This window comes from Variovorax sp. (genome assembly GCF_035634955.1).
Taxonomy (GTDB): domain Bacteria; phylum Pseudomonadota; class Gammaproteobacteria; order Burkholderiales; family Burkholderiaceae_C; genus Variovorax.
The window spans coordinates 99,098-120,588 of the sequence record NZ_DASQBZ010000020.1 but is presented as its reverse complement, the minus strand read 5'-3'; the positions used below and the strand labels follow the sequence as shown (position 1 = coordinate 120,588).

Sequence of the window (21,491 nt, the reverse complement as noted above, 5' to 3'; positions counted from 1 at the left end):
CATGCCCCAAGATTCCACCCTGCCGCTCGCCGGCATCCGCGTCGTCGAATTCACCCACATGGTGATGGGCCCCACCTGCGGAATGATCCTGGCCGACCTCGGCGCCGAAGTCATCAAGGTCGAGCCGCCCGGGGGCGACAGGACGCGCAAGCTGCCGGGCCTGGGCATCGGCTTCTTCCGCAGCTTCAACCGCAACAAGAAGAGCGTGGTGCTCGACATCACCAGCCAGGCCGGACGCCAGACGGCGGCCGAGCTGGCCGGCAGCTGCGACGTGGTGCTCGAGAACTTCCGCCCCGGGCTGATGAAGGAACTCGGGCTCGACTACGCCACCTTGTCCCAGCGCTTTCCACGCCTCATCTACGTGAGCCACAAGGGGTTCCTGCCGGGGCCGTACGAGAAGCGCCTGGCGCTGGACGAGGTGGTACAGATGATGGGCGGCCTGTCGTACATGACAGGCCCCGTCGGCCGGCCGCTGCGCGCGGGCACCAGCGTCAACGACATCATGGGCGGCATGTTCGGCGCCATCGGCGTGCTGGCCGCGCTGCGCGAGCGCGACCGCACCGGGCGCGGACAGGAAGTGCAGAGCGCGCTATTCGAGAACTGCGTGTTCCTGTCGTCCCAGCACATGCAGCAGTTCCTGATGACCGGCGAGCCGCCGCCGCCGATGCCCGCGCGTGTTTCGGCCTGGAGCGTGTACGACGTCTTCACGCTGGCCGGCGGCGAGCAGCTGTTCATTGGCGCAGTGAGCGACAAGCAGTTCGCGACACTGTGCCGGGTGCTCGGCCGCACCGATCTGCTGGATCGCCCCGAATACGCCGACAACGCCGCACGCGTGGCCGTGCGGCCGCAGCTGCTGGCCGATCTCGGCGCGATCATGGTCGACCAGAGACTCGACGAACTGGCGCCCCGGCTGGAGGCCGCCGGCATTCCCTACGCTCCGATCTCGCGGCCCGAGCAGCTGGTCGACGATCCGCACCTGAAGCAAAGCGGCGGCCTCGTGCCCATGACCACCGACGACGGGGGCACCACCGAAGTGGTACTGCTGCCGCTGCTGATGGGCGGGCGCCGGCCCGGGGTGCGCATGCCGCTGCCGAAGGTGGGCGAACACACCGAGGAAGTACTTGCCGGCCTGCCGCGCGCCGCCTGACGCCCCCGCCCGGTCGCGCCTGAACGCAGACACGGACACACGCACACGGACACACCACCACAAGGAGACAACATGCAACCCACGAATATTCGCCGGCGCGCCCTGCTGGCGCTGGCCGGCGTCGCACTGGCCGCCTCTGCCGCCGGCGCGGCGCATGCGCAAGGCAGTGCGCCATTGCGCGTGATCCTGCCCGTCAGCGCCGGCTCGGGCGTCGACGTCATCGTCCGCACCGCCCAGGTCGCGTTGTCGAAGGCGCTCGGCGGCCAGGCCGTCGTCATCGACAACCTGCCCGGCGCGGGGGGCATCACCGGCACGCAGGCGCTGCTCAGGGCGGCGCCGGACGGCAACACCATCGCCATCGTGTCGAACAACCACGCCGTCAACCCGAGCGTGTACAGGAAGCTGCCCTACGACAGCCTGGCCGACATCACGCCCATCAGCGTCATCGGCGGCTCGCCCTTCGTGTTCGTCGTCAATCCGGACAAGGTGCCCGCGAAGAACGCGAAGGAGCTGCAGGCGCTGTTGAAATCGCGGCCGGGTGATTTCAACTTCGCCTCGTCGGGCAACGGCACCATCATCCATCTGGCCGGCGAGATGGTCATCGAGGAACTGGGCGCGACGGCGCGCCACATCCCCTACAAGGGCACCGGCCAGATGGTCACCGACATGATGGGGGGACAGGTGGAGATGGGCGCAGCCGCGGTCGCGGCGGTGCAAGGCCAGATCAAGGGCGGCACGCTGCGTCCCATCGGCGTGATGGGCCACACGCGCGTGGCATCGCTGCCGGACGTGCCGACCTTCGCGGAACAGGGCTTCCCCGGCGTCGACGTGGCCGGCTGGTTCGCCGCCATCGGCCCCAAGGGCTTGCCGCCGGCGCAGGTCAGCCGCCTGCATGACGCGATCGTGGCGGCCTTCAACGATCCGGAGGTCAAGGCCGGGTTCGCACGGCGCGACGACATGCTGACGCTGTCCTCGCCGACCGAGGCGGGCACTTTCCTCAAGGACGAGCAGGCGCGCTACGCCAAGCTCGTCAAGAAGGCCAACGTCACGCTCGACTGAACGGCGACACCCGGGCTCAGGTGCGCCAGGACTTGCGGTCCCTGCGGAACCCGGCCGACACGAACTCTCCGGCAGTGATGGCCGGATAGACCGATTCGCCGCCGCCGGGAATGTCCGACGGGTTCACTTCGGCGAAGTAGTTCAGGTGATGGAACTGCGGAATCGAGAAGCGCTCGTTGCCCGAGGCGTTGACCACGCGATGGACCGCCGAGCGGAAGCGCCCGTTGGTCCAGCGCGTCAGAAGGTCGCCCACGTTGATGATCAGCGCGCCCGGGCGCGGCGGTGCGTCGATCCATGCCCCGCTGTCCGATTCGACGTGCAGCCCGCCGTTGGCATCGTTGAGCAGAAGCGTGATCAACCCCTTGTCGGTGTGCGCCCGTGCGCCGATGCCCTCCTCTTGCGCTTTCGGCTGGGGCGGGTAGTGCACCAGCCGCATGTTGGTGAACGGCTGCCTGCATCGCGCCACGAAGAAGTTGGTGTCGATGCCCAGCGAGTCGGCCATTGCCCGCAGCACCTGGTGGCCGCAGTCGAGCATCGCGAAGTAGAGGCTCTCGACACGCGAGCGGAACGCGGGATCCCGCGGCCAGGCATTGCGCGAGTAGAAAGGCAGATGCGACAGCGCCGCCAACGCGTCGTCCGCGAGCGGAAAGCCCATGTCGAAAGATTCCTTGACGTCCGGCGCCTCGCCCTCGCGCTGCGTGTCGAACATGGCCTGGTAGCCGCGGTTCTGAAGCCCGGTCGCGGCCTTGCAGGCAATGCGCTCGGGCAGCGGCAGGTCGAAGAACTCCCGCGCGGCATCGAAGGCGTTGTCGATCAGGTCGTCCGCGATGCCGTGCTGGTCGAGGTAGAAGAAGCCGTAGCGGCGGCAGGCCTGGTGGATGTCGCGGCTGACATCCGCGCGCTCCTGGCGCGTTCCGTACAGGTATTGCGAGAAGTCGATCGCCGGGATGGTCTCGGCAGACATGCGTGGGGGTGCGTGCAGGGTGCTCACGACGGAAAGATCCTTCGCGCCGATGCGGCCGGCAGGTGCCGCATGTCGATCAGCGCCGACGCCTGCGGAACGCTCTTGAAGGCGAGCGCGGCGGCCAGCGCGTCGATGCCGCGCTGGTAGCGCGCAGCATCGATCCCTCCGATGCCTGCCTTGCGCACTTTCGGCGTGCCGATTTCCTGGTCCAGGATCACGTCAAGGCGCAGCGCCTCGATCTTCTCGTCGACCAGCGGTTCGTGGGCCTTGAGCGCGGCCACCGCCCCGGCCCGGTCGGCGGCCGCATCCCTGTAGCCGCGCGTCAGGGCGCGCAGGTAGGCCGCCACTGCCGCCGGCTTTTCCTGGAGGAATGGCTTGCTGGCGAGCACGGCGTTGCCGTAGAGCGGCACGCCGAAATCGGCGAAGCGCATCATCGAGATGTCGTCGGGGCTCACGCCCAGCCGCTGCAGGGAAACGAAGCCCGAGGCGACATAGCCCGTGATCGCGTCCACCTGGCCCCTGGCCAGCAGCGTCTCGCGGATCGCCGGCTCGACGGACATCCACTTGACGTCCGACTGCGCATCCAGGCCGTTCGCATTCGCGAACAGGGGAAAGATGCGCCGCGCGCCGTCGTTCGCGGGCGCGGCCAGCACCTTGCCCTTGAGGTCGGCGGGCCGGGCGATCGCGCTTTTCTTGAGCGAGATCACGGCCGCTGGCGTGGTCTCGTACAGCGCCATCACGGCAAGCGCCGGCGAAGTGCCGTTGTTGCCGGCGAACTCGGCCAGCGAACTGAGATCGCCGGTCCCCATGTCGAAGTTGCCCGACGCCAGGCGCGTGACGGTGGCCGCGGCACCGGCGCCGACGTTCAGGCTGACGTCCAGGCCCTCTTCGGCGAAGTAGCCCTTTCGCAGCGCCAGGACGTGCGCGGCAGTGCCCGCCTCGAAACGCCAGTCGAGCTGGTAGCGGATCCGGGTCGGCGCCGACTGCGCCAGGGCGGGCGCCCCGATGACCGCCAGGGCGGCCGCGCCGCCGCGCATGACGAAGCGGCGCCGGGAACAGGTGGAAAGACAGGACATTGGTGGGGTGTGATGAGCTGGTGGGACGGCCTGAATCTAGGCCGCGCAGCGACACCCCACAAGCACCGTTTTTCGGTCCCTGCGTTCTAATCAAGGCAACGCAGACCGGGCCGCACGCCGGGCCGGGGGCGCGCCGCCGGCAAAGGCGTCGAAGCGCGATTCGAGCAGTTCGAGCAGCAGCGCCACCGGCGGCGACAGCGCCCTGTCGGCCCGCACGAACAGCGCCAGCGACACGCTGCCCACGCCGCGGTCGGAAATCGGGATGTGCCGCAAAACACCGCGCGCGAGCTCGCCATGCACTGTCGCCCGCGTCATGATCGCGATGCCCGCCCCGGCGACCAGCAGCGCAACCATGGCGGCGATGGAATTGGTCTCGACGAATGGCATGACCCGCGTCGAGGCGCCCCGCGTCACGTCTTCCACCATGCGCCGCAGCGCCGTGTCCTGCGACTGGATGATCAGCGGATAGGTCAGGCACTCGGCCACCCGCATCGTCCTGCGCTGCGCCAACTCGTGGTCGGCCGCCACGACCACGCCGACCGGGACCTGCACCGCGCGCACATTGCGCACCGGCATCGACGCCGCCGGCTGCCAGCACAAGCCGATGTCCAGGTCGCCCCGGACCACGGCGTCGACGATCTCCGGCGAGTTGCCGGTCTGGACGGTGTACGACAGGCCCGGATGGTCCTTGGCGACGTCGACGATCAGCTGCGGGACGAACTGCGCGCTCATGTACTGCAGCACGCCGATGCCGATGTGGCCGCGCCGGGTTCCCTTGAGCGCGTCCACCTGGGCGAGCGCAGCGCCGAACTCGCGCTGCATGCGCCGGACCTGCGCGAGCATCATCTCGCCGGCGGCAGTCAGGCGTACGCCACGCGGCAGGCGCTCGAAGACCGGCACGCCCAGCTGTTCCTCGAGGCGGGCGATCTGCCGGGCGACGGCCGAAGGCGCGATGTTCAGGCGTTCGGCCGCGCGGCGGATCGACTTCTGCGCGGCGACCTCTTCGAAGTAGCGGATCGAGTGCGAGAACGCGTGCATCCGCAATTATGTTGCCGGCCTTGCGCGGGGCCGTTCCGCCTACAGCCCGAGCACCCGAAGCATCGACGCCGGCGCGAGCGCCTGCGGCTTGTCGGGCCACACATCGAGCAGTTCGACCATCTTCGCGTTGCGCGGCGCGCCGGTGCCGTGCGCCTGCGCCAACCGGACGACCTCGCCGCTGAGCGCATCGATCTCGGTGCGCCGGCCCAGGGCGAGATCGTCGGCCATGCTCGACCGCGCCTTGGCGTCGATCCTGAGCATGCGCGCGGCCACCAGTCGGAACAGCGGCGTCGGCAGCCGCAGAATGGCGATCAGCCGGCGCCACGGCAACGGCGTCACCTGCGCCGGCGTGATGCCGGCGCGCGCCAGCACCTGCAGCGCCTCCTCCATCAGTGCGGCGAAGCAGCGCCGGTAGCCGCGGTCCATCAGCTCGGCGCGCAGCGGCAGGCCGGACAGCGCATTGACCGGGTTGTTGAGGTTGAGCAGCAGCTTGCCCCACTGGATCGGCAGGAGGTCGGCCACCAGGTCCAGCGAGATGCCGGCCTGCGCGAACACGGCAGTCCAGGCCGCCAGCGATTCGTGCTGCCGGGCCGCCAGCCGCCCGGCAGTGCCGCGGTGATAGACGCCCGGGGCCAGTTCGGCAACGTTGTACGGCACCATGCCCGGCAACACCACCAGCCCGGGCGCGGCCTGCGCGGCGACCTGCGCATTGCCGATGCCGTTCTGCATCGACACCACCGGCGTGCCCGGCGGCAGACCCGCCGCCGCGAGCTGGGCGGCTGCCGTGCCGGTGCCGCCGCTCTTGACGCACAGCAGGACCAGCGCGGGCCTGGCGCCGGCCGGCACCTCGGTCGCCAGGCGAAGCTGCCCCGCTGGGATGTGGCGCCTGAGGCCATCCAGGTCGGTCACCGTCAATCCGGCGCCGGCCAGCGCATCGAGCACCCGGGGCCGGCCGATCATCGTGACCGGCACGCCCGCGGCGGCTAGGCAGCCGCCCAGGTAACAGCCAATGGTGCCGGCGCCCATGACCAGCACTTCGCCGGGAAGCGATGCGCCGGTCATGGCAACCGGCGGATCACGCGCGTTCCGCGACCCAGCCGGCGACCGATGCCAGCGCCTGCGGCAGCGCCGCCGCATCGCTGCCGCCGGCCATGGCCATGTCGGGCTTGCCGCCGCCCTTGCCGCCCACCTGCTGGGCGACGAAGTTGACCAGTTCGCCAGCCTTGACCTTGCCCATCACGTCGGCGGTGGCGCCGGCGGCCAGTTGCACCTTGGCGCCGTCCACCGCGGCCAGCACGATGGCGGCGGTCTTGAGCTTGTTCTTGAGCTGGTCGAGCGTGTCGCGCAAGGTCTTGGCGTCGGCGCCGTCGAGGCGCGCGGCCAGCACCTTGATGCCCTTGACGTCGACCGCCTGCCCGGCGAGGTCGTTGCCTTGCGACGAGGCCAGCTTGCCCTTGAGCGCACCGACTTCGCGCTCCAGCGCGCGCACCTGCTCGAGCACCTGCGCCAGGCGCGGCTGCAGTTCAGCGGCCGGCGCCTTGAGGGTGGCGGCGGCGCCATGCACGGCCGACTCCAGCTGCTGCACGTAGGCCAGCGCATTGGCGCCGGTGATCGCTTCCACGCGGCGCACGCCGGCGGCGACGCCGCCTTCGCTGACGATCTTGAACAGCCCGATGTCGCCGGTGCGCGCCACGTGCGTGCCCCCGCACAGTTCGCGGCTGCTGCCGATGTCGAGCACGCGCACCGTGTCGCCGTACTTCTCGCCGAACAGCATCATGGCGCCGGTCTTCTGCGCGGCCTCCATGTCCATCACCCGCGCCTGCGTCGCCTCGTTGGCCAGGATCTCGGCGTTGACGCGACGCTCGATCTCGGTGATCTGCGCGGGCGTGACCGAGGCGTTGTGCGCGAAGTCGAAGCGCGTCTTGTCGGCGTCGACCAGCGAGCCCTTCTGCTGCACATGGCCGCCGAGCACCTCGCGCAGCGCCTTGTGCATCAGGTGGGTGACCGAGTGGTTGCGCATGGTGGCGGCGCGGCGCTCGGCGTCGACGCTGGCCTTGACCTTGTCGCCCACGCTCAGCGTGCCCTGGGTCTGCACGCCATGGTGGCCGAACACGTCGGCCTTGATCTTCTGCGTGTCCTCCACGCCGAACTGCATGCCCTCGGCGGTGATCACGCCGGCGTCGCCGACCTGGCCGCCGCTTTCCGAATAGAAGGGCGTGGTGTCCAGCACCACGATGCCCGCCTGCCCCTCGGTCAGCTGCTGCACTGCCGCGCCCTCGTGGTAGAGCGCGAGCACGGTGGCGTCTTCCTGCAGGTGCTCGTAGCCGGTGAACGCGTTGCCGGCGCCGCCGTATTCCACGGCGCGTTCCATCTTGAACTTGCCGGCCGCGCGGCCAGCCGCCTTCTGCCGCTGCATGGCGGCGTCGAAGCCGGCGACGTCCACCTGCACGTCGCGTTCGCGGCACACGTCCTGCGTGAGGTCGAGCGGAAAGCCGTAGGTGTCGTGCAGCTTGAAGGCGACCTCGCCCGGCAGCGTCTTCTGGCCCCCGGCCAGCGCGCCGTCGAGGATCTCCATGCCGTTGGCCAGCGTCTCGAAGAAACGCTCTTCCTCGGCCTTGAGCACCTCGGTGATGCGCTGCTCGTCGGCCACCAGCTTGGGATAGGCCTCGCCCATCAGCGCCACCAGGTCCTTGACCAGCTTGTGGAAGAACGGCTTCTTGCAGCCGAGCTTGTAGCCGTGGCGGATGGCCCGGCGCACGATGCGGCGCTGCACGTAGCCGCGGCCCTCGTTGCTCGGGATGACGCCGTCGGCCACCAGGAACGAGGTGGCGCGGATGTGATCGGCGATCACGCGCAGGCTGCCGTTGTGCAGGTCGGTCGCGCCGGTCTCGCGCGCGGCCGCCTTGACCAGGGTGTCGAACAGGTCGATCTCGTAGTTGCTGTGCACGTGCTGCAGGATGGCCGCCAGGCGCTCGAGCCCCATGCCGGTGTCGACGCACGGCGCCGGCAGCCGGGTGACCGAGCCATCCTCGGCCATGTCGAACTGCATGAACACGTTGTTCCAGATTTCGATGAAGCGGTCGCCGTCCTCATCGGGGCTGCCCGGCGGGCCGCCCGGGATTTCCGGTCCGTGGTCGTAGAAGATCTCGCTGCAAGGCCCGCACGGGCCGGTGTCGGCCATCATCCAGAAGTTGTCGGACTTGTAGCGCCCGCCCTTGTTGTCGCCGATGCGGATGACGCGCTCGGGCGGCAGGCCGATCTCCTTGGTCCAGATGTCGTAGGCCTCGTCGTCTTCCTCGTACACCGTGGCCAGCAGGCGCTGCGCGGGCAGCTTGTAGACCTCGGTGAGCAGTTCCCAGGCCCACTTGAGCGACTCTCGCTTGAAGTAGTCGCCGAAGCTCCAGTTGCCCAGCATCTCGAAGAAGGTGTGATGCCGCGCGGTGTAGCCCACGTTCTCCAGGTCGTTGTGCTTGCCGCCGGCGCGCAGGCAGGCCTGCACCGAGGTGGCGCGCACGTACGAGCGCTTGTCCGTGCCCAGGAACACGTCCTTGAACTGCACCATGCCGGAGTTGGTGAACATCAAGGTCGGGTCGTTGCCCGGCACCAGCGGGCTCGATGCCACCACCGTGTGGCCCTTGGAGGCGAAGAAATCGAGGAAGGTCTTGCGGATCTCGGCGACGGTGAAGGTGGGGCTGCTCATGCCAGATGCTTGCTAAGTGCTTGATTTGATTTGAAATCGACCGGGCCCGGCCGAACATTCGATTATAGGTTTGGCCCCGCGGCGTACGCGCGGTACGGGCATCGCCCGACCAAGGCGCGAATCCGCTACGGCCCCGGCCGAAGGTCGAGGCCGCGCATGACCGCCGCGGTGCGCGTCTCCACGCCCAGCTTGACGTACACGTGCTCCAGGTGCTTTTGCACCGTGCGCCGGCTGATGCCGATCAGTTGGGCGATGTCGGCGTCGGTCTTGCCGGTGGCCAGCCACTGCAGCATTTCCCGCTCGCGCGGGGTCAGCGCCGCGGCGCATCCCGTGCTCGTGAGCTGGTGCAACTGTGCTTGCGGCATGCCGTCGGCTCCTGATGCGCCGGGTTGCGACCGCATGGCCGGCGGGCTACGCAATGCTGCGTATGGGCCACGCACGGGGTTCGAGGGACGATCGGCATTGGTCGCGAACGCCGCCCGCCCCTGCTTGTCCAGTATAGGCAGCGAACGCGCGCCGCTCCAGTCCGCCAATGGAAACGGAGGTAACCATGGCCATCTCGGAAGAAAAGCTCAACGCGTTCATGGGCAACTTCGTGCACGACATCGGCGCCGTCATGCACGCGGCCACCGTCGTGGTGGGCGACCAGCTGGGGCTCTACAAGTCGCTGGCGCAGGGCCCCGGCACCGCCGAAGAGCTGGCGCGCCGCGCCGAAGTCGATGCGCGCTACCTGCGCGAATGGCTCAGTGCGCAGGCGGCCAGCGGCTACGTGGAATACGACCCGGCCAGCGAACGCTTCTCGTTGTCCGAGGAACAGGCGTTCGCCCTGGCCGAGGAAGGCAGTCCGGCTTTCATTCCCGGCGCGTTCCAGATCGCGGTCGACCAGTTCAAGACTGTCCCGAAGATGATGCAGGCCATGCGCACCGGCCTGGGGCTGGGCTGGCACGAGCATGACGCGGCCCTGTTCCACGGCACCGAGCGTTTCTTCCGGCCCGGGTACGCGGCCAACCTCGTCAGCCAGTGGATTCCGGCGCTCGAGGGCGTGGCCGAGCGGCTGCAGCAGGGCGCCCGCGTGGCGGACGTCGGCTGCGGCCACGGCGCCTCGACGCTGCTCATGGCGCAGGCCTATCCGGCGTCCACGTTCACCGGCTACGACTATCACGCGCCCTCGGTCGAGTACGCCCGCAAGATGGCCTCCGACGCCGGCGTGCCGCCGGAGCGGCTTCACTTCGAGGTCGCCAGCGCGCAGGACTTTCCGGGCCAGGACCTCGACCTGGTGGCCTTCTTCGACTGCCTGCACGACATGGGCGACCCCGTTGCCGCAGCCGCGAACGTCCGGCAGCGCCTGCGCCCGGACGGAACCTGGCTGATCGTCGAGCCATTCGCCAACGACCGGCTCGAGGACAACCTCAACCCGGTGGGCCGGGTCTACTACTCCGCCTCCACCTTCATCTGCACCCCGGCGTCGCGCGCGCAGAAGGGGGCGATGTGCCTGGGCGCGCAGGCTGGCGAGAAGCGCACCGGCGAAGTCGCCCGCGCCGGCGGCTTCAGCCGTTTCCGGCGCGCCACGGAAACGCCCTTCAACCTGGTCTACGAAGCCAGGCCCTGAACGTCCACACGGAGCTTGCCATGCCACGCCAGTACATCGATTGCCGCGAATACCCGAGCGAAATGAACTGCAGCGTCGCGCTGTCGGCCGACACCCCGAAGGAATTGCTGGAGGCAGCGGTGCAGCACGCCGTGGCGGTGCATGGCCACGAGGACACGCCGCAACTGCGCGAACAGCTCAGCGGCATGTTCAAGACGGGCACGCCGCCGCTGCTGGCACCGGCGGCAGACTGACCTTGCCTGCGCCGCGCGCCTGGCGCGCGCCGAAAGCGCATTGAAAGGGGTGCATGCCGCGCTGGCGTATAACGCGGCCTGGCGATCCCGGCATGGCCGCCGTCGGCGGGAACCGGTCGCCATGACCACGCTCCAAGCCCCATGCGCATCCTCCTGGTCGAAGACGAAGCCGAACTCGCGGCCTGGCTCGCCCGTGCCCTCAAGCAAAGCGGCTTCGTGCCGGACCTCGCCCCCGATGCCCGCACCGCCGAGGCGCTGCTGGCCGCCAACGAATACGACGCGGTGCTGCTCGACCTGCGCCTGCCCGATCGCCACGGCCTGACCGTGCTCGGCCAGATGCGCAACGCCGGCGACCGCACCCCCGTGCTCGTGCTCACGGCCGAAGGTGCGCTGCAGGACCGGGTCCGCGGGCTGAACCTCGGCGCCGACGACTTCCTGTCCAAGCCCTTCGCCATCGAGGAAGTCGAGGCGCGCCTGACCGCCCTGGTGCGGCGCAGCCGCGGCGTGGCCACGCCGCGCCTGCAGCTTGGCTCGCTCAGCTACGACAGCGCCAGCCGCGCTTTCATGCTCGACGAACAGCTGCTGGCGCTGACGCCGCGCGAGCACGCCGCGCTGACGGCCCTGCTGATGAGCGGCGGCATGCCGGTGGGCAAGCAGCGCCTGGCCGGCAAGGTGTTCCCGCACGACCGCGACGTCGGGCCGGCCGCGATCGAGCTGGTGCTGCACCGCCTGCGGCGCAAGCTGGCCGGCAGCGATGTCCGCATCACCACCGTGCGCGGGCTCGGCTACATGCTCGAGCGCGGCACCGCAGGCAGCGGCGAGCCCGACGAGGCACCCGCGGCCGACGCCCCGGCGACCGATACCGACCATGGCTGAAGCGCGGCGCCTGGGCATCCGGGCGCTGCTTCTGGCGCTGCTCCTGCCGGTGCTGGTGGTGCTGCTGGCCATCGACGCCTGGAGCGACTACCGCACCATCTCCCGCGTGGCCGCCGACGCCTACGACCAGGTCCTGATGGAGCCGGTGCAGGCACTGGCCGACAGCGTTACGCTCGATGCGGCGGGCCAGCCGCGGCTGGCGCCGGCGTTCTCCGTGCAATCGATGTTCGAGCAATCGACCGGCTCGCGTCACAAGCACCTGCACGTCGGACTGCGCGCCTTGCCCGGCGCTGCGGGCGCGCCGGAGGCGCCGCAGCGGACCCTGCTGGGCGTGGACGACCTGCCGGCGCCGCCGCCGAGCGAGCCCGGGGCGCTGGTGTTCTACGACGCCGAGTACCGCGGCTACCGCGTCCGCGTCGCCGCCCTGCGGCAGATCTACGAAGGCCCGCCCGGCACGCGCCAGGAACTGCTGATCCAGGCCGCCGAGAGCAGCAACGTGCGCGAGCAGGCGCTGGCAGCCTCCTGGCACCAGGCGCTGTGGAACGACACCCGCATCGTCGTGCTCATGGTGCTGCTGGTGTGGCTGGGCGTGTGGCTGTCGCTGCGGCCGCTGGAACGCCTGCGGCGCGCCCTTGCCGCGCGGCGCCCGGGCGAGCTGGCGCCGCTGGACACGCGTGGCGTGCCCCGCGAGGTGGCGCCGCTGGTGGAGGCGGTCAACCACCACATTGCACGGCAGAGCCAACTGCTGGCCGAGCAGACGCGCTTCCTCGCGGACGCATCGCACCAGCTGCGCACGCCGCTGGCCATCATGTCGGCACAGGCCGGCTATGCGCTGCGCGAGCCGGACACCGCGCCGCTGCGCGAGACGCTGCGCGCCATCCTCGAGCAGCTCGCGCGGGCCCGGCGCCTGAGCGAGCAGCTGCTGGCGCTGGCCCACGCCACCGAATCGACCGGCGCCGGCGCCTCGCCCGTCACGCATGCGGACCTCAACGCCGTGGCCCGCGAAGTGGTGCTGCAGCACCTGCCGCTGGCGCTCGAGAAGCAGCAGGACCTGGGCTGGGTGGATGCACGCGGCGAAGCCGCGGCGGAGGCGGCCGAGCCCGACACCGACGGCATTGACAGCACCGGGGCCGCTGGCGAGAACGAAGTGGCCCCCGTCGCCGCCGATCCCGCTCAGCTGCACGAGCTGCTGTCGAACCTGGTGCACAACGCCATCCGCTACACGCCGCGCCGCGGTCGCATCACGGTGAGCGTGACGCTGACGGCCGACACCGCGCAGGCGGAGGTGTGCGACACCGGCCCGGGCATTGCGCCGGAGCGCCGCGAGGCGGTGTTCGAGCGCTTTCAGCACGGCGCGGTGTCGGCCGCAGGCCATGGCACCGGCGGCGGCGCCGGGCTCGGCCTTGCCATCGCGCGCACCTACGCGCGGCGCATGGGCGGCGACGTGCTGCTGGGCGACGCTCCCGACATCGACGGCATGCGTGGCGGCCTGCAAGCGGTGCTGCGCCTGCCTCGTATAGGGTCTGACCCGGTTCGTGATATTACGTAATTTGCCAACGCGGCCGCGCGCTGAAAGATGATTGGAAGCCTGCCTTCCTAGACTGCATTGCGAAGGGCGCGCACGTCGCGCGTCCGCAATTCGACCGGCGCGCGGCTTCGTGCGCCTGCTGGAGACATTCGCAATGCAGAGCCACACACGGCCGTCCGGCCGCCCGGCGGGAGGTCAGCCATGACGCGCCCCGCCTCCCCTTCCTCCAGTGCCGCCCGCAAGGACTACTACGGCGGCGCCCTGATGATCGTCGTTGGCCTGGCCGCCGCTTTCGCCGCATGGAACTACCACGTCGGCACGCCCTCGCGCATGGGCCCCGGCTTCTTCCCGGTGGCCGTCGGCGTGCTGCTGGCCATCACCGGCGCGCTGGTCGCGCTGGGCGGCCGTTCGCAGTCCCAGGACGGCGCGGGCGAGGCCGGCGGACACGGCCACGGCGATGCGCTGCCCGACCTGCGCGGCAGCATCTGCATCATCCTCGGCGTGCTGGCCTTCCTGCTGTTCGGCGTGTACGGCGGCCTGGTGCCCGCGACCTTCGCCATCGTCTTCATCTCCGCCCTGGGCGACCGCACCAACACGGTGGTGCAGTCGGTGCTGCTGGCCCTGGCCATGTGCATGGTGGCGGTGGTGGTGTTCTGGTGGGGCCTGCAGTTGCAGCTGCCCCTGTTCCAGTGGGGGATGTAGGCCATGTCGCAAGCACTTCATGACCTGTGGTTCGGCTTCGGCATCGCGTTCCAGGGCACGAACCTGATGTGGTCCTTCTTCGGCGTGCTGGTGGGCAACCTGATCGGCGTGCTGCCCGGCATGGGCGCGCTGTCGGCCATCTCGATCCTGCTGCCGCTGACCTACGCGATGCACCCGGTTCCGGCCATCCTGATGCTGGCCGGCATCTTCTACGGCTCGCAGTACGGCGGCGCGATCGGCGCCATCCTGCTGAACCTGCCCTCGCACCCTCCGCACGCGGTGACCTGCCTGGACGGCTACCCGATGACCAAGGCCGGCAAGGGCGGCACGGCGCTGGGCATCACGATGATCTCGTCGTTCTTCGCCGCGTCGGTGGGCATCCTGGTGATGATCTTCGCCTCGCCGCTGCTGGTGTCGATCGCCTTCAAGTTCGGCCCGGCCGAGATCTTCTCGATCATGCTGCTGGGCCTGCTGGCCGGCTCGACCATGTCGCGCGGCTCGCCTCTCAAGGGCGTGGCCATGACGCTGTTCGGCCTGCTGTGCGGCGCCGTCGGCACCGACGTGAACTCGGGCAGCTTCCGCTTCTCCTTCGGCATCCCTGAACTCAGCGACGGCCTCGAGCTCGTGGCGATCGCGATGGGCCTGTTCGGCATCGCCGACTTCCTGCTCAACGTCAACCGCATGGCGGTGGTGACCACCAACACCACGCTGCGCATCCGGGACATGCGCCCGAGCGCGCAGGAGCTCAAGGAGGCCTTCTGGCCGATGGTGCGCGGCACCATGGTGGGCACGATCTTCGGCGCCATGCCCGGCACCGGCCCGACCATCACCACGTTCATCGCCTACGCGCTCGAGCGCAAGATCTCGAAGACGCCGGAGAAGTTCGGCACCGGCATGATCGCTGGCGTGGCCTCGCCCGAGGCCTCGTCGCACTCGAAGACGCAGGTGGACTTCGTGCCGACCATGAGCCTGGGCATTCCGGGCGATGCGGTCATGGCGCTGATCCTCGGCGCCCTGATGATCCAGGGCATCACCCCGGGGCCGCAGCTGATCACCGAGCATCCGGACATCTTCTGGGGCCTGATCGCCAGCTTCTGGATCGGCAATGCGCTCCTGATCATCCTGAACGTGCCGATGATCGGCGTTTGGGTGAAGATGCTGCAGGTGCCCTACCGCTACCTCTATCCTTCGGCGCTTTTCTTCATCGCGGTCGGGGTGTTCAGCACGCAGAACAGCCTGTTCCAGATCTGGGAAGTGCTGGCGTTCGGCATCATCGGCTCGCTGCTGATCTGGCTGCGCTTCCCGGTGGCCCCGATCCTGCTGGGCTATGTGCTGGGGCCGATGGTCGAGGAGAACTTCCGCCGAGCGCTGCTGCTCTCGCGCGGTGACTTCGCCATCTTCGTCGAGCGGCCGATCAGCTGCGCATTCATCGTGCTGTCGGCGCTCCTGCTGATCGGCGTGACCTGGTCGCACATGCGCGGCCGTGCGCTCAAGCGCGTCGAGCGCCAGACCGACCGGCTGGGGGCGGAGGCCGTCTCCGAGGCCTGACGTCGCCACGCGCAGCCCCGATCGACATCGGGGTTGCGCCGCCGCAACGGGGTGCGGCACCCCGGCGCACCGCCTAAACAGGGGGTACGCCCTCCCAAAGCCCCCGGCGCACGCGCCCTTTGTCGTGCGGCGCACGCGAGTTGCCGCTAGGATTTCGCCAGCCCTACAACCGGCCCCGGAGATCCAGCGACACCATGCCGCCCTGCCCCAGCCCGCCGCGCCACCGATTCCACCCCTTCGCGCCGGCGCTGCTGGCCGGCCTGCTGGCAGCAGGCGGTGCCGAGGCACAGAATCTCGATTTGCGCGGGGCCCGCATCAAGGACCATGCCAACGGCATCCTGGCGCTGATGGCCTACTCCGTGGTGCCCGACCTGACCTCCAGCAACCTGTCGATCAAGAACGGCAACACGCAGAACCCGTCGGTGTTCATGACCCAGCTGGGCGGCGGCGACAGCATCAGCAGGTCGATACCGTTGTATCTCGAGGGCGCCATCGCCTTCAGCCGCTACGACCCGACCTTCGTCGCCTCCGAGGGCGAACAGGCGCGCCGGATTCCTACGCGATGGAACACCGTGACCGGCACCGGGGGCATCGGGTGGGATTTCTACATCACGGACGAACTGGTGTTCCGGCCGATATTCGACATCGCGCTGGGCAAGGTCGCCAGCGACCTGCGCCTGGCGCAGTTCTTCGTCAACCGCAAGACCGACCTCGACCTCGACTTTCTCGATGGCGGCACGCTCAACGCCTATGGGCTGGGCGGCGCCGTGATGCTCGACTGGGACCATGTGCGGCCCAACTACCAGATCGACCTCGAGTTGCGCTACACCGACATCCGCCTGCGCACCTTCGGCAGCACCAGCGCCGGGGTGCAGGGCGAGTCGTCCGCCCGCACGGCCAACCTCTATGCGCGCTACCGGGCGCCCACGGGCCTCTACACGCTCGACCGGCCGCTGCGCTACGTGCTGGAGTTCTCGCACTCGCGCTACCTGGGCAGCCAGGCCGACATCCTCGGCTTCGACTACCTGAGCACCGTCGGCCTCGGACTGGAGCTGGACACGAGCCGCTACAGCCACCTGGTCACGCGTGCACGGGCGGTGATGCGCTACGTCTTCGGCAACAACGTCGACGGCGTTTCGCTGGGGCTCGCGGTGAGCTTCTGAACGGCGCGCCCCACCCGGGACGCAACCGGCACAATCGGGCGCAGGTCCTCCCCTGCCCGCCTGCCCATGAATGCCACCGACACTGCCTCGCCTGCCTCCGCGCCGAAGATCCGCGTGCTCATCGCCGATGACCAGTCGCTGATCCGCCGCGGCATGGCCATGCTGCTCGGCGCCGCGCCCGACATCGACGTGGTGGGCCAGGCGGCCGACGGCCTCGAGGCGGTGGACATGGCCCGCCGCCTGCTGCCCGACGTGGTGCTGATGGACCTGCACATGCCGCGCAAGGGCGGCGTGCTGGCCACCCGCGAGATCGCCGCCGCCCTGCCGCACACGCGGGTGATGGTGCTCACCACCTTCGACCGGGACGACCTGGTGTTCGACGCGGTGCGCGCCGGCGCCCAGGCCTACCTGCTCAAGGACGCCTCGGAAGACGAGGTGCTCGACACCGTCCGCGCGGTGCATCGGGGCGAGTCGCGCCTGACGCCGCAGATTGCGCGCAAGGTGATGGACCAGTTCCGCCTGCTGGCCAACCGCATCGCCAGCGACGCCGCCGCACAGGCACCGGATGCACCGGCCGGCGCGGCGCCGGCCGCGCCGCCGGCGCCAGGCGCGGCCGAAGCCCCGGACCCGCTGACAGACCGCGAGGCCGCCGTGCTCGAGCAGATCGCCAAGGGGCAGAGCAACCGGCAGATCGCCGCCACGCTTCACCTGGCCGAAGGCACGGTCAAGAACCACGTCAGCCGCATCATGCAGAAGCTGCACGCCAATACCCGCACCGAGCTGGCGGTGCTGGTGCTGGCGCGCAAGGAAGCCAAGGGCTGAGTCGCGCCAACGAAAAAAAACGGCGCGCAGCCTTGTCGCTGCGCGCCGCCACCGCCCCGGCCGGGCGGACAAGCGAATGGACGTATCAGCCGGCGGAAGCCAGGCCCTGCATCGGGGTGCGCGGCGGCTCGGGCGGCAGCTGCGTCTGGGCGACGTGCGCTGCCAGCATGGGCCGCAGCGCGACGATGGCCAGGAACGCCGCGAACAGGTCCAGCCCCGCCACCGTGTAGAGCACGGTCGACCAGGTGCCGGTGGCTTCCATCAGCAGGTTGCCCAGCGGCACGAACAGCGCGCCGATGCCCTTGGCGCAATACAGCACGCCGTAGATCTTGCCGATGTGCTTGGTGCCGAAAGCGTCGCCGGCCAGCGCCGAGAACAGCGAGTACACCTCGCCCCAGGCCAGGAACACCACGCCCGAGAGGATCAGGAAGGCCCACGGGTTGTGGCCGAAGTAGCCCAGCGCGATGATGCCGATCCCTTCCAGCGTGAAGGCGATCACCATCGTCTTCTCGCGGCCGATGTGGTCGGAGATCCAGCCGAACATCGGGCGCGAGATGCCGTTCATGATGCGGTCGAGCATCAGGGCCAGCGGCAGCGCGGCCATGGTGACGAAGTACAGGTCGACCTTGAAGTTCTTCACGCCCAGGTCCTGCGCGATCACGCCCAGTTGCGCCACGGCCATCATGCCGCCGGTGACCACGCAGGAGAACATCACCAGCATCAGCCAGAACAGCCTGGTGTGCAGCGCCTCCTTGAGCGTGTAGTCGCGCCGGCTTTGCGTCAGCTTGGCCGAGGCGCGCACTTCCTTGCCGGTGGGCGCACGCAGGAACCAGGCCGCGGCGAAGGCCAGCGAGCCTTGCAGGATGCCGAAGAACATGAACGCCTGCTGGAAGCCGGACGACTCGATCATCGCGGCGATCGGCAGGATGGTGGCGGCCGAGCCGGCACCGTAGCCGCCGGCCGTCAGGCCCACTGCCAGGCCGCGGCGGTCCGGGAACCACTTGAGCGCGTTGTTGATGCAGGTTGCGTAGATCGAACCGACCCCGATGCCGCCGATGGCCGCGCCGATGTAGAAGCCCAGCAGCGACGTGGCCTGCGAGTTGATGACCCAGGCCACGCCGATGAACACCGCCCCGAAGGCGACGATCAAGCGCGGGCCGAACTTGTCGATGAAGTAGCCCTCGATCGGGGCCAGCCAGGTCTGCACCAGCACGAAGATGGTGAACGCGATCTGGATCGACGCGCGCTCCCAGCCGAACTTGCCCTGGATCTCGGGCACGAACAGCGTCCAGGCGTACTGGATGTTGGCGGTGGCGATCATGCAGACGATGCCGACGGCCAACTGCAGCCAGCGGTTCTCCGACCAGCGCTGTGGCTGGCCGGAGGCGGCACCGGTCGGGCCGTTCCTGAGGGGGGCGGTGTTCATGCGCGCTTGTCTCCGTGCGTTGTCGTCGGCTTCGTGGGGCTGACGGGTTGATGATGGGTTGCAACTGTCCGCGCTTGCACGCCTCGGTGCGCCTGCCGGAAGTCACGCGCCGGGTCGAGACAAACCCCAATCACCGCGGGAAAGTGCCCATGCCGAAAGTCATGTCCGGGAAAGCGCGCATGCGGGTAAGGAGCCAGTGCCGGCACACGCCTGCTTTGCGACAATGCGCCGCCCATGAACTTGCGCCGCATCGACCCCCGCCGCAGCCTGGCCGCTGCCGTCGGCTGGCTGTTGATCGCCTTGACCATGTGCCTGGCGCTGGCGGCCAACCTCTGGCTGCGCGGATTCGTGCGCTCGACGCTGCTGGAGCAGCACAGCCAGCGGCTGGAGAGCGCCGGCGAGCATGTCAGCGCCGAGCTGGACACCGCCCTGCTGCTGCGCCTGCAATCGGTCAGCGTGGTGGCGACCATGCTGTCCGAGGACGTGCAGCGCAGCGACAGCGACCGCCTGCGCCGCTCGCTCGAAGCAGTGCGCCGCGGCGTCCCCGACCTGATCTGGCTGGCCGTCACCGATGCCGACGGCTTCATCGTCGGCGCCACCGATCCGGCCGTGCTGGGCCAGAACGTCTACCAGCACACCTGGGTCTCCCAAGGGCTGGATGCCGCCTGGATCGAGGAAGGCCGCTCGCCACGCGAGCATTTCCTCAAGCTGACCGCGCCGGTGAGCAACGCCGATGGCGCCATCGTCGGCGTGGTGGCGGCCCAGCTCAACTGGCGCTGGGTGCAGCAGATGGTCACCGGCATCCGCGCCTCGCCGGGCGAATGGCTGCTGATCGACCGCGACGGCGTGGTGCGCGAAGGCCCGGCGGCGCTGGTCGGGCAGCGCTGGCGCGAAGCCGGCGAGGCACTCACCCCGTTCGACCCGCGCATGGCCGGGCTGGGCAACGACGGCTCCGACCTGCCCGCGCGCATCCAGGTACGGCGCCTGCTCGACAACCGGCCCTACCTGATCGCCACGCCCCCCGTGGCCGCCGACGGCACGCTGCGCCGGCTCGGCTGGCAGGTGGCCGTGATCCAGCCGGTGGAATCGCTGGCCGCCTTCGCCACCGCGATCGAGTGGCGCATCACGTTGGTGCTGAGCCTGCTCGGCCTGGCTGCGGCCGTGAGCGGCGTCGCGGTGGCGCGCCGGCTGACCCGCCGCATCAGTGTGATCGCCCGTTCGGCCGACGCAGTGGTGGCCGGCAACGCACACCGCATCGAGGTGCCGCAGGGCAGCGACGAGGCGGCCCGGCTGGGCACCGCGCTCGACCGCCTGCTCGACTCGCTGCGCCGCGAGCGCGACGAGTTGCGCCGGCTCAACGCCGAACTGGACGAACGGGTGCGCCAGCGCACGGCCGAGATCAGCCGGCTGGCCCATGAGTCGCGCGACGCCGCCGTGGTGCGCGAACGCCTGCGCCTGGCACGCGAACTGCACGACACGCTTGCCCACTCGATGATGGCCATGCTCACCGAGATCCGCGTGCTCAAGCGACTGGCCACCAGCCGGCCCGAGGCCTTGCCCGACGAGCTGCTGCGCGCCGAGCAGGCGGCCCGCGACGGACTGGACGAAGCGCGCCGCGCCATCGACCAGTTGCGCAGCAACCCGGTGCGCGACATCGGGCTGGGCGCGGCACTGGCCGACCTGGGCCGGAGTCTGTCAGAGCGCACCGGCATCGCCTTCGAGGGCGAGATCGACCCGGCCCTGAATTCGCTGGCGGCCGAACCTGCGGAAACGTTGTTCCGCATGTCCGAGGAAGTCCTGCGCAACGTCGAACGTCACGCGGGCGCGCAGCGTTTGTGCTTGAGGCTGGGGCGCGACGCGGACGCCGGCATCGCGCTGGAGATCGTCGACGACGGGGTCGGCTTCGAACCGGACGCCGACGCCCCGGGGCACTACGGCCTGGTGGGCTTGCGCGAACAGGCCGACGCGATCGGCGCGCAGTTGTCCATCGACAGCCGGCCCGGCACCGGCACGCGGGTGCAACTGCGCTGGTCGCCCGGCGAACGCCCGGCGACGGCGTGAGCACCCTGCCCGCGCGCCGTGGCGGTCAAGCCAGGTCGCAGGCGGTGTCGTTGCCGGGGGCGCAGAGGCGACTGGCCGCCTCGTCCAGCGCCCGTGCCAGGTCTTCCAGCAGGTAGGGCTTCTGCAGCCACAGCGCCGTGCTGCCGGGCGGGCGGGGCTTGCCGGTCGCGAAAATGACCTGGAGCGGCTGCGTGGCGTGGCGGGAAATTTCGTCCGCCAGTTCGCTGCCGGACAGGCCAGGCAGGTTGAGGTCGGTGATCAGCACGTCGAACGCGCCGTCGAGGAATCGCGCGCGTGCCACTTCGGCGCTGCTCGTGCCGGCCGTGAAATGCCCCAGCGCCTCGAGTGCCTCGATGGTGGTGGCCAGTGCCTGGGGATCGTCCTCGACCAGCAGGATACGCAATCGCCCGGGCCGGTTGTTGTTGCTGCGCCCGTCGGATCCTGTAACTGCACCCTCGATGTCCATGCCTACATGATGTTTCATTTGTCCAGCCGTCGCGCTCGGCGTATGGCGTGACCGCGTGTAGGACAGAGCGTTA

19 protein-coding genes are annotated in these 21,491 nt (G+C 69.7%); 11 read left to right on the top strand and 8 right to left on the bottom strand.

Features of this window, described 5'->3' with window-relative positions:
• Position 1: 1 nt before the first annotated feature.
• Positions 2 to 1,147, top strand: a complete 1,146-nt coding sequence (locus tag VES41_RS09900; RefSeq protein WP_324816196.1) for a CaiB/BaiF CoA-transferase family protein — start codon at positions 2 to 4, stop codon at positions 1,145 to 1,147.
• A gap of 72 nt (positions 1,148 to 1,219) precedes the next feature.
• The gene (locus tag VES41_RS09895; RefSeq protein WP_324816193.1) at positions 1,220 to 2,206 is read left to right on the top strand and encodes a tripartite tricarboxylate transporter substrate binding protein; all 987 of its coding nucleotides are present in this window, start codon (positions 1,220 to 1,222) and stop codon (positions 2,204 to 2,206) included.
• A 16-nt stretch (positions 2,207 to 2,222) separates the two neighbouring features.
• On the opposite strand, the gene VES41_RS09890 is transcribed toward VES41_RS09895, so the two are convergent.
• The 6 genes from VES41_RS09890 to VES41_RS09865 form a co-directional block, all read right to left on the bottom strand.
• Positions 2,223 to 3,197, bottom strand: a complete 975-nt coding sequence (locus tag VES41_RS09890; protein WP_324816190.1) for an isopenicillin N synthase family dioxygenase — start codon at positions 3,195 to 3,197, stop codon at positions 2,223 to 2,225.
• Complete coding sequence (locus VES41_RS09885; RefSeq protein WP_324816187.1) at positions 3,194 to 4,246, bottom strand: ABC transporter substrate-binding protein; 1,053 nt, start codon at positions 4,244 to 4,246, stop codon at positions 3,194 to 3,196. The genes VES41_RS09890 and VES41_RS09885 overlap by 4 nt, the downstream gene beginning before the upstream one ends.
• A gap of 90 nt (positions 4,247 to 4,336) precedes the next feature.
• Positions 4,337 to 5,284: a LysR family transcriptional regulator gene (locus VES41_RS09880; protein ID WP_324816185.1), complete on the bottom strand. Its 948-nt coding sequence runs from the start codon at positions 5,282 to 5,284 to the stop codon at positions 4,337 to 4,339.
• Between the two features lie 39 nt (positions 5,285 to 5,323).
• A complete protein-coding gene (locus VES41_RS09875) occupies positions 5,324 to 6,346 on the bottom strand; it encodes a 2-dehydropantoate 2-reductase (protein ID WP_324816182.1) in 1,023 nt (340 codons plus the stop codon).
• Between the two features lie 13 nt (positions 6,347 to 6,359).
• Positions 6,360 to 8,984, bottom strand: coding sequence for an alanine--tRNA ligase (gene alaS / locus VES41_RS09870; protein WP_324816180.1), 2,625 nt, complete (start codon positions 8,982 to 8,984; stop codon positions 6,360 to 6,362).
• A 125-nt stretch (positions 8,985 to 9,109) separates the two neighbouring features.
• Entirely contained in the window at positions 9,110 to 9,349 is a 240-nt protein-coding gene (locus tag VES41_RS09865; protein ID WP_414719085.1) for a response regulator transcription factor, read from the bottom strand.
• Between the two features lie 185 nt (positions 9,350 to 9,534).
• On the opposite strand from VES41_RS09865, the gene VES41_RS09860 reads away from it, so the two are divergent.
• The 8 genes from VES41_RS09860 (at position 9,535) to VES41_RS09825 (ending at position 17,465) form a co-directional block, all read left to right on the top strand.
• Positions 9,535 to 10,593: a class I SAM-dependent methyltransferase gene (locus tag VES41_RS09860; RefSeq protein ID WP_324816178.1), complete on the top strand. Its 1,059-nt coding sequence runs from the start codon at positions 9,535 to 9,537 to the stop codon at positions 10,591 to 10,593.
• A 20-nt stretch (positions 10,594 to 10,613) separates the two neighbouring features.
• Positions 10,614 to 10,826, top strand: a complete 213-nt coding sequence (locus VES41_RS09855) for a DUF1059 domain-containing protein (protein WP_324816176.1) — start codon at positions 10,614 to 10,616, stop codon at positions 10,824 to 10,826.
• 141 nt (positions 10,827 to 10,967) lie between these two features.
• Entirely contained in the window at positions 10,968 to 11,702 is a 735-nt protein-coding gene (locus VES41_RS09850; protein ID WP_324816174.1) for a response regulator, read from the top strand.
• Positions 11,695 to 13,251, top strand: a complete 1,557-nt coding sequence (locus VES41_RS09845; protein WP_324816171.1) for a sensor histidine kinase — start codon at positions 11,695 to 11,697, stop codon at positions 13,249 to 13,251. Before VES41_RS09850 ends, VES41_RS09845 begins: the two co-directional genes overlap by 8 nt.
• 180 nt (positions 13,252 to 13,431) lie before the next feature.
• Positions 13,432 to 13,932 (top strand): tripartite tricarboxylate transporter TctB family protein, encoded by a 501-nt coding sequence (locus VES41_RS09840; RefSeq protein ID WP_324816169.1) that lies wholly within the window; start codon positions 13,432 to 13,434, stop codon positions 13,930 to 13,932.
• Between the two features lie 3 nt (positions 13,933 to 13,935).
• Positions 13,936 to 15,480 carry a tripartite tricarboxylate transporter permease gene (locus tag VES41_RS09835; RefSeq protein ID WP_324816167.1) on the top strand — a complete coding sequence of 515 codons (1,545 nt, stop codon included), beginning with the start codon at positions 13,936 to 13,938 and terminating at the stop codon, positions 15,478 to 15,480.
• Positions 15,481 to 15,674: 194 nt separating this feature from the next.
• A complete protein-coding gene (locus VES41_RS09830) occupies positions 15,675 to 16,643 on the top strand; it encodes a hypothetical protein (RefSeq protein WP_324816165.1) in 969 nt (322 codons plus the stop codon).
• A gap of 66 nt (positions 16,644 to 16,709) precedes the next feature.
• The gene (locus VES41_RS09825; RefSeq protein WP_324816163.1) at positions 16,710 to 17,465 is read left to right on the top strand and encodes a response regulator transcription factor; all 756 of its coding nucleotides are present in this window, start codon (positions 16,710 to 16,712) and stop codon (positions 17,463 to 17,465) included.
• 85 nt (positions 17,466 to 17,550) lie between these two features.
• Here the strand turns inward: VES41_RS09825 and oxlT are convergent, their stop codons facing one another.
• Positions 17,551 to 18,891: an oxalate/formate MFS antiporter gene (gene oxlT / locus VES41_RS09820; protein WP_324816161.1), complete on the bottom strand. Its 1,341-nt coding sequence runs from the start codon at positions 18,889 to 18,891 to the stop codon at positions 17,551 to 17,553.
• Positions 18,892 to 19,125: 234 nt separating this feature from the next.
• Between oxlT and VES41_RS09815 the strand changes: the two genes are divergently transcribed.
• Positions 19,126 to 20,952 (top strand): histidine kinase, encoded by a 1,827-nt coding sequence (locus VES41_RS09815; protein WP_324816159.1) that lies wholly within the window; start codon positions 19,126 to 19,128, stop codon positions 20,950 to 20,952.
• A gap of 25 nt (positions 20,953 to 20,977) precedes the next feature.
• Here VES41_RS09815 and VES41_RS09810 read toward each other — a convergent pair whose 3' ends face one another.
• A complete protein-coding gene (locus tag VES41_RS09810) occupies positions 20,978 to 21,436 on the bottom strand; it encodes a response regulator (protein WP_324816157.1) in 459 nt (152 codons plus the stop codon).
• Between the last annotated feature and the right edge of the window lie 55 nt (positions 21,437 to 21,491).

What these genes read in the sequence shown, in the direction of transcription:
- alaS (WP_324816180.1), bottom strand. Translation starts at nt 8,984, where the DNA reads ATGAGCAGCCCCACCTTCACCGTCGCCGAGATCCGCAAGACCTTCCTC.
- VES41_RS09825 (WP_324816163.1), top strand. Translation starts at nt 16,710, where the DNA reads ATGAATGCCACCGACACTGCCTCGCCTGCCTCCGCGCCGAAGATCCGC.
- VES41_RS09860 (WP_324816178.1), top strand. Translation starts at nt 9,535, where the DNA reads ATGGCCATCTCGGAAGAAAAGCTCAACGCGTTCATGGGCAACTTCGTG.
- VES41_RS09840 (WP_324816169.1), top strand. Translation starts at nt 13,432, where the DNA reads ATGACGCGCCCCGCCTCCCCTTCCTCCAGTGCCGCCCGCAAGGACTAC.
- VES41_RS09880 (WP_324816185.1), bottom strand. Translation starts at nt 5,284, where the DNA reads ATGCACGCGTTCTCGCACTCGATCCGCTACTTCGAAGAGGTCGCCGCG.
- VES41_RS09810 (WP_324816157.1), bottom strand. Translation starts at nt 21,436, where the DNA reads ATGAAACATCATGTAGGCATGGACATCGAGGGTGCAGTTACAGGATCC.
- VES41_RS09865 (WP_414719085.1), bottom strand. Translation starts at nt 9,349, where the DNA reads ATGCCGCAAGCACAGTTGCACCAGCTCACGAGCACGGGATGCGCCGCG.
- VES41_RS09875 (WP_324816182.1), bottom strand. Translation starts at nt 6,346, where the DNA reads ATGACCGGCGCATCGCTTCCCGGCGAAGTGCTGGTCATGGGCGCCGGC.
- oxlT (WP_324816161.1), bottom strand. Translation starts at nt 18,891, where the DNA reads ATGAACACCGCCCCCCTCAGGAACGGCCCGACCGGTGCCGCCTCCGGC.
- VES41_RS09855 (WP_324816176.1), top strand. Translation starts at nt 10,614, where the DNA reads ATGCCACGCCAGTACATCGATTGCCGCGAATACCCGAGCGAAATGAAC.
- VES41_RS09895 (WP_324816193.1), top strand. Translation starts at nt 1,220, where the DNA reads ATGCAACCCACGAATATTCGCCGGCGCGCCCTGCTGGCGCTGGCCGGC.
- VES41_RS09900 (WP_324816196.1), top strand. Translation starts at nt 2, where the DNA reads ATGCCCCAAGATTCCACCCTGCCGCTCGCCGGCATCCGCGTCGTCGAA.
- VES41_RS09845 (WP_324816171.1), top strand. Translation starts at nt 11,695, where the DNA reads ATGGCTGAAGCGCGGCGCCTGGGCATCCGGGCGCTGCTTCTGGCGCTG.
- VES41_RS09850 (WP_324816174.1), top strand. Translation starts at nt 10,968, where the DNA reads ATGCGCATCCTCCTGGTCGAAGACGAAGCCGAACTCGCGGCCTGGCTC.
- VES41_RS09885 (WP_324816187.1), bottom strand. Translation starts at nt 4,246, where the DNA reads ATGTCCTGTCTTTCCACCTGTTCCCGGCGCCGCTTCGTCATGCGCGGC.
- VES41_RS09830 (WP_324816165.1), top strand. Translation starts at nt 15,675, where the DNA reads ATGCCGCCCTGCCCCAGCCCGCCGCGCCACCGATTCCACCCCTTCGCG.
- VES41_RS09835 (WP_324816167.1), top strand. Translation starts at nt 13,936, where the DNA reads ATGTCGCAAGCACTTCATGACCTGTGGTTCGGCTTCGGCATCGCGTTC.
- VES41_RS09815 (WP_324816159.1), top strand. Translation starts at nt 19,126, where the DNA reads ATGAACTTGCGCCGCATCGACCCCCGCCGCAGCCTGGCCGCTGCCGTC.